17 protein-coding genes are annotated in these 14,170 nt (G+C 44.8%); 6 read left to right on the top strand and 11 right to left on the bottom strand.

The annotated features are described in order from the left end of the window. The first annotated feature begins 8 nt into the window (after positions 1-8). Entirely contained in the window at positions 9-1,481 is a 1,473-nt protein-coding gene (locus tag LN893_RS01860) for a glutamate synthase subunit beta (RefSeq protein WP_229967730.1), read from the top strand. A gap of 171 nt (positions 1,482-1,652) precedes the next feature. Here LN893_RS01860 and pyrE read toward each other — a convergent pair whose 3' ends face one another. After that, positions 1,653-2,288 (bottom strand): orotate phosphoribosyltransferase, encoded by a 636-nt coding sequence (gene pyrE / locus LN893_RS01855; RefSeq protein ID WP_229967728.1) that lies wholly within the window; start codon positions 2,286-2,288, stop codon positions 1,653-1,655. Positions 2,289-2,397: 109 nt separating this feature from the next. Between pyrE and LN893_RS01850 the strand changes: the two genes are divergently transcribed. Next, positions 2,398-3,078: an NUDIX hydrolase gene (locus tag LN893_RS01850; RefSeq protein WP_229967726.1), complete on the top strand. Its 681-nt coding sequence runs from the start codon at positions 2,398-2,400 to the stop codon at positions 3,076-3,078. Here the strand turns inward: LN893_RS01850 and coaD are convergent. From coaD to LN893_RS01835, 3 genes are all read right to left on the bottom strand, one after another. Then, positions 3,032-3,511, bottom strand: coding sequence for a pantetheine-phosphate adenylyltransferase (gene coaD, locus LN893_RS01845; RefSeq protein WP_229967724.1), 480 nt, complete (start codon positions 3,509-3,511; stop codon positions 3,032-3,034). The genes LN893_RS01850 and coaD overlap by 47 nt on opposite strands. 106 nt (positions 3,512-3,617) lie before the next feature. Further along, positions 3,618-4,505: a DUF3822 family protein gene (locus LN893_RS01840; protein ID WP_229967722.1), complete on the bottom strand. Its 888-nt coding sequence runs from the start codon at positions 4,503-4,505 to the stop codon at positions 3,618-3,620. 92 nt (positions 4,506-4,597) lie between these two features. After that, the gene (locus LN893_RS01835; protein WP_229967720.1) at positions 4,598-5,080 is read right to left on the bottom strand and encodes an NUDIX domain-containing protein; all 483 of its coding nucleotides are present in this window, start codon (positions 5,078-5,080) and stop codon (positions 4,598-4,600) included. 37 nt (positions 5,081-5,117) lie between these two features. On the opposite strand from LN893_RS01835, the gene LN893_RS01830 reads away from it, so the two are divergent. The 4 genes from LN893_RS01830 to LN893_RS01815 all read left to right on the top strand — a co-directional run bounded on the left by LN893_RS01830 (position 5,118) and on the right by LN893_RS01815 (position 8,463). Then, complete coding sequence (locus tag LN893_RS01830) at positions 5,118-5,597, top strand: PaaI family thioesterase (RefSeq protein WP_229967718.1); 480 nt, start codon at positions 5,118-5,120, stop codon at positions 5,595-5,597. Between the two features lie 173 nt (positions 5,598-5,770). Then, positions 5,771-7,177 (top strand): ATP-dependent DNA helicase, encoded by a 1,407-nt coding sequence (locus tag LN893_RS01825; RefSeq protein ID WP_229967716.1) that lies wholly within the window; start codon positions 5,771-5,773, stop codon positions 7,175-7,177. A gap of 79 nt (positions 7,178-7,256) precedes the next feature. Continuing rightward, positions 7,257-7,706 carry a DUF1573 domain-containing protein gene (locus tag LN893_RS01820; protein ID WP_229967714.1) on the top strand — a complete coding sequence of 150 codons (450 nt, stop codon included), beginning with the start codon at positions 7,257-7,259 and terminating at the stop codon, positions 7,704-7,706. Between the two features lie 160 nt (positions 7,707-7,866). Further along, complete coding sequence (locus LN893_RS01815; RefSeq protein ID WP_229967712.1) at positions 7,867-8,463, top strand: hypothetical protein; 597 nt, start codon at positions 7,867-7,869, stop codon at positions 8,461-8,463. Between the two features lie 37 nt (positions 8,464-8,500). Here LN893_RS01815 and LN893_RS01810 read toward each other — a convergent pair whose 3' ends face one another. From LN893_RS01810 to LN893_RS01780, 7 genes are all read right to left on the bottom strand, one after another. Further along, the gene (locus LN893_RS01810) at positions 8,501-8,878 is read right to left on the bottom strand and encodes a DUF423 domain-containing protein (RefSeq protein ID WP_229967710.1); all 378 of its coding nucleotides are present in this window, start codon (positions 8,876-8,878) and stop codon (positions 8,501-8,503) included. An 82-nt stretch (positions 8,879-8,960) separates the two neighbouring features. Continuing rightward, on the bottom strand, positions 8,961-9,872 hold the full coding sequence (locus LN893_RS01805; RefSeq protein WP_229967708.1) for a glycerophosphodiester phosphodiesterase family protein: 912 nt from the start codon (positions 9,870-9,872) through the stop codon (positions 8,961-8,963). Positions 9,873-9,991: 119 nt separating this feature from the next. Beyond that, complete coding sequence (locus LN893_RS01800) at positions 9,992-10,453, bottom strand: DUF2750 domain-containing protein (RefSeq protein ID WP_229967706.1); 462 nt, start codon at positions 10,451-10,453, stop codon at positions 9,992-9,994. A 33-nt stretch (positions 10,454-10,486) separates the two neighbouring features. Then, a complete protein-coding gene (locus LN893_RS01795) occupies positions 10,487-11,170 on the bottom strand; it encodes a YggS family pyridoxal phosphate-dependent enzyme (RefSeq protein WP_229967704.1) in 684 nt (227 codons plus the stop codon). A gap of 156 nt (positions 11,171-11,326) precedes the next feature. Next, positions 11,327-12,379, bottom strand: a complete 1,053-nt coding sequence (locus LN893_RS01790; protein ID WP_229967702.1) for a vWA domain-containing protein — start codon at positions 12,377-12,379, stop codon at positions 11,327-11,329. After that, complete coding sequence (locus tag LN893_RS01785) at positions 12,366-13,274, bottom strand: hypothetical protein (RefSeq protein ID WP_229967700.1); 909 nt, start codon at positions 13,272-13,274, stop codon at positions 12,366-12,368. The genes LN893_RS01790 and LN893_RS01785 overlap by 14 nt, the downstream gene beginning before the upstream one ends. Beyond that, the gene (locus LN893_RS01780) at positions 13,267-14,148 is read right to left on the bottom strand and encodes a DUF58 domain-containing protein (protein WP_229967698.1); all 882 of its coding nucleotides are present in this window, start codon (positions 14,146-14,148) and stop codon (positions 13,267-13,269) included. Before LN893_RS01780 ends, LN893_RS01785 begins: the two co-directional genes overlap by 8 nt. Between the last annotated feature and the right edge of the window lie 22 nt (positions 14,149-14,170).

Here is a 14,170-nt window from a genome sequence, read left to right as displayed (position 1 = left end):
ATACAACCATGGGAAAAGAAACAGGATTCTTAAAGTTCGACAGGTCTTTACCACCTGCCAGAGATCCGAAAGTGCGGGTAAACGACTATAACGAAATATACGAAAAGCTAGGAGAGGAGCACGCGCACGAACAGGCAGCTCGTTGCATGGACTGCGGCGTTCCTTTTTGCCACAGCGGCTGTCCGCTAGGCAATAAAATACCAGATTTTAACGACGCCGTTTATAGAAAAGACTGGGTAGGAGCCATTGAAGTGCTTAGCACTACAAATAACTTTCCTGAATTTACGGGCAGAATCTGTCCTGCGCCATGCGAGGCTTCCTGCGTGTTAGGCATTAATAAACCGCCTGTAACTATAGAGTACCTAGAAAAATCTATCGCTGAAAAGGCATTTGAATTAGGGTTGATCAAAGCGCAGCCGCCGCAGAAAAGGACAGGCAAGAAAGTAGCCGTTATCGGTTCTGGTCCTGCAGGTATGGCAGCTGCAGCACAGCTAAACACGGCAGGCCACTGGGTAAGTGTATTCGAGAAGAATGACAATCTTGGTGGATTACTGCAGTATGGCATCCCAGATTTCAAGATGGAGAAATGGGTGATCGAGCGCCGCATCAAAATAATGGAAGAAGAAGGTGTTTCTTTCTTCACGAATACGAACATTGGCGTTACAGTTTCTACAGATGAACTGATGGAATCTTTTGATGCCGTTGTGCTTTGTACTGGCGCCGAAATGCCTATGGATTTGCCTATTGAAGGCAGAGATCTGAAAGGTGTGCATTTTGCTATGGACTTTTTAGTGCAGCAGAACCGCCGTGTGCAGGGTTTGCCAGTAGAGGGAGAAGAGATTCTGGCAACAGGCAAAAATGTAATGGTAATAGGCGGTGGCGATACAGGTGCTGACTGTGTGGGTACTTCTAACCGTCAAAGAGCTAAGACTATAACGCAGATTGCTCGCATGAAGCAGCCGCCAACAGAGCGTCCTATCGATAATCCGTGGCCACAATGGCCAATGGTGCTGCAAAACTCCAGCTCGCATGAAGAAGGCGTTAACCGTGCTTGGGCAATGTTAACAAAAGCTTTTTTAGGTGACGAAGACGGTAACCTAAGGGCATTGCTAGTAGCTGACTTGGAGAGCGAGATCACACCAGAAGGTAGAAGGCATTATGTAGAGATTGAAGGCACAGAACGCGAACTGCCTTGCGAATTGGCATTGCTAGCTATTGGTTTTAAAGGCCCAGAGTCAAAAGGTCTGCTTCAGAACCTGGGTGTGGAACTTGACAACCGAGGCAATGTGGTGTCGGATATGCAGTACCGTACAAGCGTAGAGAAAGTCTTCACAGCAGGTGATGCCCATCGTGGTCAGTCTCTGGTGGTGTGGGCTATTTCTGAAGGCCGTGAGGCCGCACGTGCAGTAGATCTTTATTTGATGGGAGAAACAGCCCTTCCGTCTAAAAACCTCTCGGTGCTAGACCTAATGTCGATGTAATATTTTATTTAAACTATAGCTTCTTGAGCTGCAGTATAACCCCTTGTTATACTGCAGCTTTTTTGTTTATTAACTATGTTTATACTTTAGGTACGCAATAGTAATGCTCAAAAAAGAGGGAGATAAAACTTTAATTTTATCTCCCTCTTTTTTAATAAATATGTTTCCAGATTATATTCCCCAGGTTTCAGGAGATTGTCGCCATTCAGCAAGTGTTGCCATAGCTGACTCAGGGATGTAGCCTTGAGCTGCTGCGGCTTCTGTGAGTGCGTTATAGTTGCTCAGGCAGTGTAGGGTAATGCCTGCTGCTCTAAAGTTGTTATCTGCCACGCTAAAGCCGTAGGTAAAGATGGCTGCCATACCTACTACCTCAGCACCTGCGGCCTTTACGGCATCAGCAGCCTTCAAAGAACTACCACCTGTAGAGATCAAGTCCTCTACTAACACTACTTTCTGGCCTTGCAGCAGACGTCCCTCTATTTGGTTGCCCATGCCGTGCTTCTTAGGTTCGGGTCGAACGTACAGGAAAGGCATCTCCAACAGGTCTGCCACCAAGGCACCCTGTGCTATGCCAGCTGTAGCTACACCCGCTATGGCTTCAGCCTCTGGAAAATTGTTTTTTACTAATTCTGCCAACTGCTGCTTTATATAGCTGCGTATATACGGGAACGAGAGGGTAACGCGGTTATCGCAGTAGATGGGAGAGTTCCAGCCTGAGCTCCACTTAAAAGGCTGCTCAGGTCTTAATTTTACAGCCTCTGTTTCTAAAAGGTAAGAGGCTACCTGGTGTGCTGTAGTAGATTCCATGGCCGAATTTACATATTTAATTTCTGGTTTTTAATCCATCTTGTTTTCTTTGAAAAGATTTATTCCTTGATTTGTGTAAATTTCGATTTCATCTGAAGCTCCAAACGGCATGAACGTTTTTATTAATGATATTCCTCTGATTTTAAAAAGGTCAAAAGAAAAGGTTTACAAGCATCATTACGACTTGATATTCAATGCCGAAGACCAATTTACTTCTAAAGATCTGGTGGGTGATGTGCTGATAAAAGGAGCTAACACCCAACTGATAGACCGACTGGTGCGCCTGATGGAGGTGAAGAAGCTGAAAAAGCTGAAATCTCTGACCTTGGTAGCTGATAAAACCAAGAAGCTGACTGAGCACCTGAAGGATCAGTTTAAAATTGTAAAAGCAGCTGGTGGCCTGGTGCTAAAAGACGATAAAATTCTGATGATGTATCGGCTTGGCGTGTGGGACCTGCCAAAAGGAAAGCTGGAGAAGAAAGAAAGGGTAGTGGAAGGCGCCATCCGTGAAGTAGAAGAAGAATGCGGCATACAGGTGGAAGTGCTGGATAAGCTGCCTAAAACCTGGCACTCCTATGCCTATAAAGGGAAAAAGATACTAAAGCGAACCAGTTGGTTTATCATGCAGTGTACCGATGATAGTTTGATGAAGCCACAAGCAGAAGAGTTTATAGAGGAAGTGCGTTGGATGACACCTGAAGAGGTAATGGAGGTGCTACCAAAAGCTTATACTTCTATTGCTTTTATCGTAAGGCACTATCTTCAATCTTTGAAATCGGGAAAGGTATAAATTCGCTTACATCGCCTCCAAAACGGTGAATCTCTCTGATGATAGAGGAGTTGATGGCTGCAAGGGGAGGAGAAGTGATTAGGAAAACTGTTTCTAAGCCTTTGTTTACATGCCGATTGGCCTGTGCTATCGTATTTTCATACTCAAAGTCGGTGGTGTTGCGCAGGCCACGCAGCAGGAAGTTAGCGCCAACTTCCTTCGCAAACTCAGCTGTTAATCCTTTAAAAGACTGCACGCGTACCTGTGGTGTATCCTGGAAAAGCTCAGCAATTACCTCCACCATTCTGTCTACAGGAATGTAGCGCTGCTTGCTGCTATTGTTGCCAATAGCCACAACCACCTCATCGAAAAGCTTTGTGCCCCTAAGTGCCACATCATAATGCCCGTTGGTGAACGGGTCGAACGAACCAGGGAAAATAGCTATCCTTTTCATTTTTTAATTTTGGATGATTGAATAATTGAATTGTTGAATGAACAGGAACCAATGAGGTGAAGCCTTTTTGTTCTGCCAGTCATATTCCTTTATTCATTAATTATGTTTACTCACAAAGGTGAAGACTGTATACTTCAAAATAGCGATGTTCGAACAGATCATCGAATTTGTAACTGTAAGCTACTTCTACAGGCTTTTTGCCGAAACGAACCTGCCGGATGTACTTCGTCATGGTGTTGAACAGGGCAGAATCATGCGAAATATCACCCCAAACAGTAATTGTTTCCTGTTCTGGGTTTAATTTCTGCTCCTGCATTACAAATACGATGAAATAGATAAAATCTTCTGGACTAAGGTAATGAAAGATGTTACAGAACTGTAGGCCATTTTCGCTTACCACCATTACCGTTACATAATTCCGCTCCACATAAATATAAAAATCACGATCGCGTTTGCGTGGGGGCTGGTGCAGTACACTCGTGATGAGGGAACTCGTCTGGTGCATAAACTGCACGGGGCGCTCTGAAAAAAGGCTCTGTACCATGCGATAAATCACGCCTTCCATCGCAAAAATGTTCACAGCTTCTATGTTATCTATATGGTTCGATAGCACCACGTCTAGCTCCAGGTTCAGGTTGCTGTGCAGGCGAAGGTAGTCTTCCTGGTGACTTGGATCGAAAAGTGTAGCAGGAACTAAGGTGAAATGCTGGTTGCTTATTGACACACGCACATTCTGCCAGCGCTGCTCTTGTAGCAAGCCACTCTCTTTGGCAATTAAACGCAGCTGCTCTGCTACCTGTAAAGGCGTGAAAACAGTGATGAGTTCATAGTCTTCCAGCACCACAAACTTGTTCCTGGGCACATCGGCAACAGCCAATCGAATCGTACGAGGACTAATGGTAATGTACAAGTTACAATTGCCAGCCTGAGACGTTGCAAATGTTTCGTCGTGGATTTTATGCGAAAGTCTGTAGTGTGTACTAATCGTATTCAAAGTATAGTGCTGTGAAAAATTGCCTGCTGTAAATGCATAGCTGTAGTGCAAGTATAAAAAAAATATGGGAATAAGGCAGCACGACCTTTTTACTACAGGAAGTGATGAGGCATGCCTAGCAGGTCGTCTATCGAGAAAAGGTGGTGTAACACACGGTGTTTGTCTTGTAACGGCACCTGGTTTATCTCATCCAGCGCCAGAAAGGCAACATGCTGTATCAGTTGCTGGTCTGGTTCAGATTCTGGATCTGTGCCTGTTATCAAATTCCCGCCTTTTAGCTCTACTTCAAAAAACATTTCAACGGCATGTAAAGGCTGTTGCAGAAATTCATTTACAAAAAGAAAACGCTTTACTTCCACCTCCAGACCAGTCTCTTCCAGAAACTCCCGCTGCAGGCACTGTTGCATTGTCTCACCGTAATCTAAGCCCCCACCAGGCGGAGCCCAAAAACAGCTATTGTTCATGGTATGGCCATGGCGAACAAGCAATAGTTTCTCTTCATGTATATATATGCCGCACACTCTTACACGAAGTTTATCGGCGTAAGCGGAGGCAGCAGGATTGAGTTTCGTCATTTTTGCGAACCATAGGGATTGGTTGTAAATTTACAAAATGATTCAAACCCACAACCCAGACTTTAAAGAAGATGTTCTGGAAAAGATTCTGCGGCAGAATTTTGCCAACCTGATCGATTTTATACCTACCCTGGTAGAGGCTGGTCGCATAGAGGGCGAAGTAGTGCTGGAAGACAAGCACCGCCAGAACAAGGGCTTTGCCCACGGCGGCTTTATTGCGAGTGTAGCCGATATAGTGGCAGGTTTTGCGGCTGTTACCTTGGTTCCTAAAGACCATCACGTAGTAACTGCCGAAATAAAAGTATCCTACTTTAGCCCAGGCGTAGGCGAGAATATAGGTAAAGGATATGTTATAAAGTCAGGCCGTAAGCTCAATTTCTGTGAAGCCGAGATTTATGTGGTAAAGGGTGAACAGGAGCCCAAGCTAATAGCTAAAGCCACCGCTACCATGGCTACCGTTGTGCCAGAAGATGCCGTGAAAAGACATAAGACGCAGGACACAATACCTGAGACATAACGTACGCTGGCGCGGGCTTGTAGCTCGTGCCGCACAGCATGTAGCATAAGGTTGAATGCATTAGCCTTATGCTACAGATGTATTCATACTTAAAAAGTACGAGCTGTAAGCTAGCACTAGCGGCAAGAGTCGGTGAAGCCCCGTTATTAATTCGTAATTCTTAAATCCCACCAATGCGTCCAGTAGAAGCGCTTAAGACAAATTTTCCGTTTGAACCTACCGAAGACCAGGCAAAGCTTTTCGGTAAGCTGGACGAGTTTATAATTTCAAAACAGGAGGAGCGGCAGGTATTCTTGTTGAAAGGCTATGCGGGTACAGGTAAAACTACAGTTGTAACGTCGCTGGTAAAAATCCTTAACAAGTTTGGCTACAAATATGTGCTGCTGGCTCCTACGGGTAGAGCCGCTAAGGTAATGTCTTCGTACAGCGGCAAGGCAGCTTTTACTATTCATAAAAAGATATACCGCCAAACAGCCAACCCATATTCCGAAGGACTATCGTTCACTCGCCAGCCCAACAAAACAGACAGTACAATCTATATTGTAGATGAGTCCTCGATGATTTCTGACGACAGTGGCTTTGGCGAAAACGGCTTGTTGCGGGACCTGATGGGCTATGTATTTGAAAAGAAAAACAACAAGCTCCTGCTCATAGGCGATACGGCGCAGTTGCCACCCGTAAACCAGGCGATGAGCCCATCGCTGGATGGTGAATACCTAAAACAAAATTTCCGATGCCATGTGCGGGAGATGGAACTTACACAGGTGATGCGTCAGGCGGAGGCGTCTGGTATTCTGATGAACGCCACCAACCTGCGAAATCAATTAAAAAAGGAGCCGCTGGAGATAAAGCTGCACACAAAAGGCTGGCGCGACATCTACAAAATGACAGGGGAGAAGCTGGAGGACGGGCTGCGCTATGCTTACGATAAGTTCGGCATAGAGAATACTATTGTTATCTGCCGCTCGAACAAAACTGCCAACATGTATAACCAGCATATACGCAGGCAAATATTTTTCTCGGAAGATGAAATAGGCGTAGGCGATTACCTGATGGTTGTGCGGAACAACTATTTCTGGTTGCCCAAGGATTCTGATATTGGCTTTATGGCCAACGGCGATTTTGTAGAAATCACAAAAATTATTCGTGATGAAGAAATGTATGGTTTCCGTTTTGTCGATGTGCGTGTTCGCTTTGTAGATTACCCTGATGCGGAGGAGCAGGAGGTAAAGATTATGCTGGATACGCTGTATACCGATGCCCCAGCCCTTCCAGCCGATCAGAATAGAAAACTGTACGAAGAAGTACTGCAGGACCACATGGACATTAAAACAAAGCGGGAGCGAAGCAAAGAAATAAAAAAAAGCCCTTACCTGAATGCGCTGCAGGTGAAGTTTGCCTACGCCCTTACCTGCCATAAGGCGCAGGGTGGCCAGTGGCAGGCAGTATTTGTAGACCAAGGTTTTTTGAAAGATGATATGGTGAACGAAGAGTTTGCCCGATGGCTCTATACCGCTTTAACCAGGTCGTCGGAAGAGCTTTTCCTGCTGAACTTTAATGCACAATTATTAGTTAACTAACAAACTAAAATAGTATATTGTATCGTTTTTTACTAAATAGAGTATAATAGCAGAATCAACTTACTTAACCCTTTATAAAATGAAAAAGATTGTTCTTTCCTTCGCATTCGCAGCACTTGTAGCTGGAGGAGCTATGGCGCAGCAGCAACCTAAGAAACAGACTACTGCACCACAAGAGCAGGCTAAAAATGGCCCAGCCATTACGTTCGAAGAAACAGAGCATAACTTTGGCGATATTACGCAAGGTGATGTTGTTGAACATACCTTCACATTTAAGAACACAGGTACACAACCACTTGTAATTGAGCGTGTAGACGTAACTTGTGGCTGTACAACACCTTCTTGGACAAAAGAACCTGTAATGCCAGGTAAAACAGGTACAGTTGTAGCTAAATTCAACAGTGCAGGCAAATTAGGTCAGCAGAAGAAAGCCATCACGGTTCACTCTAACGCTGCAGCTGGTGCCGCGTATGTGTTCATCGTTACGAATATCAAAGAGAAATCAACTGCCAGCGCAAAAGCTAACTAGCAGTTTCCGCTTTCACAAAATACTTAAAGCCCTCTAAAAGAGGGCTTTTTTTATGGCTTTTAGTTTTAAAAATGCTTTCAGTAACATCCAAAGAAAATGTACTTTTCCTGAAAAATTATAATGTATTTAGATTATCAGTTCAATAAAACTATTCCTGACTATGCGGAAACTTTTAACAATAATGGTGCTTGTGCTGCTAATCGGCTGCTTGCAAGCTCACGCGCAAACCGTTGAAGAGGAAATAACAGGTAAAATAGCAAAAGGTCAGCATGAGCTGTATGCTGGCTATGGGTTACTTTCTGGACCCGTGCTTGTGCACTATTTGGGAGATGCGTTTCTGGAAGCCTTTTTTTCTGGAAGTAGTCGCAAGAGTTTTGTTGGGCCAATAATGCTGGGGTACAGCTATTTTGTATCTGATAAGGTTAGCGTTGGGTTGCAAGGGAGCTATACATCTTTCACAAGCAGAGAAACTAGTACTGATAACTTAACTAGTCGTAACTATTATTACGTACTAATGCCCCACACACAATACTATTGGGGCGATTTGGGCGGTGCTTATTTCTATTCAGGTGCAAAGGCAGGCGTATGCTACAAAGATAGATTTCCTGAAAACGGATTGGATGAGCAGCACCGTGTTATACTTGCTTTGCACTTAACAGCCTTAGGTGTGCGGTTCGGTAAAAAAGTAGGTTTTTATGTAGAAGGTGGGGCTGGCTTTGATGGTGTGGTGAATGCAGGCGCAAACATTCGTTTCTAAAACAAGACAGCCACTTTAGTAGTGGCTGTCTTGTGTTTTATAGTGCTTTTAGAATGGCGTAAAACAGTGCTCCCCAGCCCACAATAAGCAAGGTGCCACCGATTGGTGTTATGGCTCCCAGCCAGGTGATGCCCGTCATGCACAAGGTATAAAGCGAGCCCGAGAAGATAATTATTCCTATAAAGAAGCACCAGGCAGCCACTTGCAGCGCAGGTTGCTCTACTCTGAAGAGCAGCATACCAACAGCTAGCAGTGCCAACGTATGGTACATTTGGTATTTTACGGCCGTCTCAAACGTATCTACACGGTTAGAAGCCTGTAGCGTGGCAGATAAAGCGTGTGCACCAAAAGCTCCGATCATTACGGTTAAAGCGCCAAGTGCACTGGCTATCAGTAGTATTACTTTTTGTGTCATGTTTTGTGGTATAAAATGAAGGCTGCTTTCAGATTAACGTTCCTGTAGCAGCCTTACAAATTTCAGTTTTTTTAACTAAACATTATAACTGATTGAAGAGATTTGGGTAATCAGAGATAATACCATCTACGTTTAATTGCCTTAGTTGCTGCATATCTGCAACAGCATTTACTGTCCAAGGAATAACTTTTATGTTACGGATGTGGGCAGCTTCTACAAGTTTAGCGTCTACCAACTTATAGTGCGGGCTGTAAATAGTGGGGGTAAAGCCAAGTTTTTGCAGGTTTGCCGATAATCCGTCCTTGTTATCTACCAGCAGAGAAGTTTTTACGTTTGGGTATTTACGGTTTACAATCTGCAGCGTCCGCACATCAAAAGATTGTATAATAACATAGTCTGTTAATTGTTTGCGCCTGATCACCGCCATTATTCTGTCTACAAACTCTTCTGGTGCTGGGTGGTACTGTCCGTCCGTTTCAGGTTTGGACTTGGTTTCGATGTTGTAATAGACCTGGTGCAGGTTTTTGGCCTGAATGTGTGCCTGTGCTTTGTCTATTACTTCGCTCAGGAGCGGCTTGTACGTTTTTAACTTTTGCTGCTGCGGGAACTGTGTATATATTTTAGAGCCAATATCAAACTTCTTTATTTCGCTGTAGTTCATCTGGTACAGCGCATACTTCCGTTTATCGGCAGGCGGTATTTCAGCACCATTCGGCAGCAGCTCATGGCTAGGGTTAAAGTACGGGTCGTGCGAAAGAACAACATACCCATCCTTCGTAACATGGGCATCCATTTCAAGTGTAGTCACTCCTAAATCGAGTGCTTTAAGCATGGCAGGCACTGTGTTTTCTGGCATCAAGCCCCGAGCTCCACGGTGGCCTGCTTTATCAAATTCAGGCAGGCCTGGCCCTTCATTTTCTGTGTTTTTTGCTAAGCTACAGCCAACTAAAAAAAGCATGGCAATAACTGCAAAAGGAGGTATACGGTTTATCATACTCAGGTGAAACAACGCCTTTGATTTCCTCTTTTATAGCAATAGCTTAAGGTAAGTTATAAGCTAAAGGGGCTTATAAACTAAACCTTTACAGGTGTAAAATTCTAGTATTTGTTTAATTAAGCATCTTCAGAATCCCCATCATCTTCGAGCGCTTCTATCAGTTGTTCTTCAAACTCTTCCTGGCTGTCGTATTGGGTAAATTCCAGGGTAATGCCTTTTTGCTTTAGTTGGTTTACGACGTCTAGTGCTACTACCAGCGGCTCTTCTTCTTTACCTGTTAGGTCAGGGGACCAATTGGCACCTAAAAGCAGTTCATCGCCAAACATGCCAACGCACCAATTCTCTAAAAATTCTACCAACGAGATCGATTCTGCTTTATAGGAAGACCAGTCATCTTCGGCACACGCGGTGGCGTACTCTTGCTCAGACCAAAAGAGTATTACCTCAATATCCTCGTATTCGCCAGAACTGGAGGTTGCCCAGGTGTCGTTATTTGTCAGTCCCCATACTTTGTTTGTGTCTACAATACTTTCAATAAACTCCTGATAACTTTTTTCTGTTGATGCTGCTTTTTGCATAGCTTATTTAAAATTGATGGTTTTGATTCCTTTCTATTTGTTATAGTTCCTGTTCCCGAATATACCACTTCCTACCCGAACCATTGTACTGCCTTCTTCTATTGCCAGCTCCCAATCGGAGGTCATGCCCATAGATATCTCTGCGAAATCTTCGTTGGCAAAAAAGTAAGTTTCTTTCAGTTGCTGATAGCACTCACGCAGGTATCTGAATTCCTGACGTAATTTACCTGCATCGTCGGTGTTGGTGGCGATACCCATAACACCCACCAAGCGAATATACTTCATATTTCTGTATTCCTCTGATTGAACTAATGCCACAGCTTCTTCATAGCTCATGCCATACTTGGTTTCTTCGTCGGCTATGGAAATCTGTAGCATACAGTTAATTGGGAAAGTGCGGCTTACCTGTTCTGCCCGCTTGTTTATCTCCACCAGCAGCTTCAGGCTATCTACAGACTGAATAGTATCTACAAAAGAGGCAATGTACTTTACTTTGTTTTTTTGTAAGTGTCCGATCAGGTGCCAGGCAATATCGTGCGGCAGCAGTTCTCGTTTCTCTACCAGTTCCTGCACCTTGTTCTCTCCGAACAGCCGATGACCTGCATCGTAAGCCTCCTGTATTTTTTCTACGGAATGCGTTTTAGAAACAGCCACCAAACGGCAGGTAACACCCCGCAGTTTTTCATCAAAATAAAGTATATTTTCTCTTATGCTCATAGTTTAAGTAAAGGTTCTGTATTTTGTCTATATAAGTTGATTTAAAGCTAATTAAGTTGTAGTGTCGGATTATTTTGTCTTCTGTAAAGCAATGATCAACTTCTCAAAAATTGATAACTCTCTAACCCTCTAACTTTTTAACCTCCTAACTTGATATCAATCTTCCAACACGTTAGAAATAAAAGTGTTCTTCAGAAGCATCCAGAAGAGCAGGAGCAGCAGTGCCCACTTCAGGTATACCTGATAATAGTCGCGGGTATCGCGGAAGCGGCGCTCACTTATCTCTGTCTTTTCCAGTTTATCTATACTTCTAAAAACTTCCTGCAAAGCATCCTTGCTGTCTGCTCTGTAAAAACGTCCCTCGCTTATTTCAGCTATTTCCCTTAAGCTTGTTTCTTCCAACTGTGTGTCCACGTACATCGTTTGCCCTGTTGAATCAACTGCGTACGGCACCTGTCCATCTTTACCTATACCAATGGTATAAAGTTTTACTTGGTGCCCGTAAGCAAGCCTGGCAGCCATAACTGGATCAAGGTTACCAGCAGTATTTTCGCCGTCGCTTATAAGTATAGCCACTTTACTTTTCGCATCCGAATCGCGCATGCGGTTTATGGCTACAGCGAGTGCGCTTCCGATGGCTGTTCCATCATTCGCAATCATTCTGAAACCGATTGAATTTATGCTCTCGTGCAGCAACTGGTAATCGGTGGTTAGGGGCGCAAGAGAATAAGCGTCGCCTGCAAACACGACTAATCCAATTCTGTCCTGTACGCGCCCGTTTATAAATTCTTTTGCCACCTCTTTCGCGGCTTCCAGGCGGTTAGGGCTAAAGTCCTGCAACTCCATCGATCCTGAAACATCCAGCACCAGTACAATGTCTATACCTTCGGCAGTCTGTTCCAGTTGTTCGTTTACGCGTTGAGGCCTGGCCAACGCCACCAGCACCAGCATCATAAAAAGCATGAACACAGTATCTGGTATAAACCTAAGCAGGCTGGACCATTGCCAACGTACTTTCCCCTCGAACATGGCCATGTCTAGTTTGTTGCGGGTATTAGCCCTGGCTATCCCCTTGATCAGGAAAAGCAGCGGAACGGCAGGCAAACCATACAGCACCAGCGGGTACACCCAATCGAAGGAGCGAAGCGTGCTATAGGTGAACCACTGCGGGTCCAGCCAATCCCAGATTTCATCGCTATATCTTAGCATTGCGTGTTATTTCTCGTTGAGTTTTATAGCGGCCTTTAGCGAAACGACGAAGCATGCTAAGCGCTTTTCCTGTTTCTCCGTCTGTTTCTGTAAGCAAGTTGCCGTATATGGCTTTGTCGCAAAGGCGGAGGGCAGTATTCACTTTTTCGTCGTCGTTGTAGAACTCTACAATTTCTTTTGTAGTGAAGGAGTTGATAGCGCTGCGTTCCAGTTTAGTCAGGTAATTTTTCCACAGCGATACTGCCTTCTCTAAGCTTTGTGTGGAGCCTGCTTTCACAAAACGATCGACATGTGAGTTGTAGCGTGAGTTAAAGTACAGGTGATCTTTGCGAAGACGGTACAACCGATAGCGCATTCGGATGGCCTCACCAAAGATAAACCATACCAGGCTCAGGAAAACAACGGAGGCAACTAACCATACGAGCAGGCGCGGCCAGTCGAAACGCTCCTCTACCTGTACTAACCTTGTATCTGCTCTAAAATCCAAGGGCTCGTTTACCTGCTTTACCAGTTGCTGCAGCACTACTCTTGAGGGGGCTGTGGGCACTCCCACAGTGTCTCCGTCCTGCAGAATATAAACAGGTAGCGCTATGGCTTGTTCAGGCGCTGTGTCGAAGGTGCGCAGTACATATACTGCGCTATCCGTACTAATGCCGCCTCTTGTAACGGTAGGGTAGAAGTTCTTGCGTACAAACTCGAAAGGGCTAAAGCTATAGTTTGAATCTGGTAGTATAACTTCTTGCATGGCAGGGTGCTTGTACACGAGGGAGTACTGCACCAGTTCTCCCATCTTTACGGTGTCGCTGCTAAATTTCCCTTGGGGCTGGGGCAACTGCATGGCAGATGCCTGCCATGTAGGCAGCAGTATAAGTAGAAAGAGTATGATCTTAAGCACTTCTTTTGGTCGACCTGTTTCGTAGTCTGAACAAATTTACCAATTGAGGCACATAGTCCTCGTTGGTTTGTATAGAAAGATAATTGGCTTGGTACTTCTGGCAGATGCGCACTACTTTATCACGGTTTTCGGTGTATTGGGCAAAGTATCTTATCTGAAATTCCTCACCAGAGGTATTCAACCAGACGGTGCGGCCCGTTTCCTTATCCAGCACAGGCACAATTCCTAAGCCAGGCATTTCCTGCTCGCGCATGTCCAGCAGCTGTATAACAATCAGGTCGTGGCGCTTTGCCAGCATCGCCAGTTCCCGTTCATAGTTGATGTCTATAAAATCGGAGATGAGCAGGATGATGCTGCGGCGCTTGATAATATCTAGCGTAAGCTTAATGCCTGCGGCAAGGTTTGTTTTAGTTGATTTTGGCTGAAGCTCGTGGAGCGCCTTTACTATAGTATAAGCCTGCTCTATGCCTTTTGCTGGTCTTATATATTTTTCTTTTTGGTCGCTGATGCAGATAATGCCGATCTGGCTTTGCTGCCTGGCTGCCGAAAGAGCCAGCACGCCACAGATTTCTTTTCCAATATCCAGTTTCTGCTGCTTGCCCGTGCCTATTGCCTGCGAGGCGCTTACGTCCAGCATCAGAAACACCGATTGCTCTTTTTCCTCCCGATATGTTTTTACAAATGTACCATGGCCCTTCGCTGTTACGTTCCAATCTATAGAACGCACATCGTCACCGTATTGGTATGCCCGCACATCATCGAACTCCAGTCCCGTGCCTTTAAACACAGAATGGAAGTCGCCTTGCATTTGGGTGGTAATGGCTTTCCTGATTTGTATCTCGTACTTTCGTAGCTTCTGAACAAGCTCCTTCATAAACCTCTTGGATAGTGTAAGA

It is taken from the genome of Pontibacter harenae (assembly GCF_020907245.1).
GTDB classification, from domain to species: Bacteria; Bacteroidota; Bacteroidia; order Cytophagales; family Hymenobacteraceae; genus Pontibacter; species Pontibacter harenae.
This window is presented reverse-complemented; position numbering and strand designations above follow the sequence as displayed.